Annotated in this window: 1 pseudogene; it reads left to right on the forward strand. The window is 65.1% G+C overall.

Annotated elements, in window-relative coordinates:
* A pseudogene (locus tag GO707_RS11865) lies at positions 1-611 on the forward strand (hypothetical protein); the annotation flags it as partial.

Below are 611 nucleotides of genomic sequence, written 5' to 3' on the forward strand. Positions count from 1 at the left end.
CACGCCGGGCATCGCCGAATGGTACGCCTACGCGCCGAAGAAGCAGGTGGAGGCCGATGTCGCGCTTGTGGAGTCGGGCGAGATGACCAAGGACGCCTTCGCGGCGAAATGGGCCGACAAGCTGATCGACGTGGAGCATCCCGACCTCGGCCCCAAGTCCAACCTGTTCTGCTCGGCCGGCGGCGACCGCATGTTCCTCATCGGAGACCGCTTGACGCAGCTGGGGTTCGGCTCGGTCAACAACTTCAACCACGGCGGCGTGTGCGGCATGACGGGCGTCATGGCCAACGTGCGCACGCACCCCACGACGAACCATAAGCGCATGTACGCCGACATCGACCATTGCGAATGCCTTATCATCTGGGGCACCGAGCCCATGACGGCGAACAAGGGTCCGTCGTGGCTGGCTCCGCGCCTGTCGGTGGCGCGCGAGCGCGGCATGAAGCTGTACGTGGTCGATCCGCGCCAGGGGCGTAGCGCCTCGAAGGCCGACGTGTGGCTGCCCGTGATTCCCGGCAAGGATGCCGAGCTGGCGTTCGCGCACCCCACGACGAACCATAAGCGCATGTACGCCGACATCGACCATTGCGAATGCCTTATCATCTGGGGCA

Source organism: Adlercreutzia rubneri, from assembly GCF_009755265.1.
GTDB classification, from domain to species: Bacteria; Actinomycetota; Coriobacteriia; order Coriobacteriales; family Eggerthellaceae; genus Adlercreutzia; species Adlercreutzia rubneri.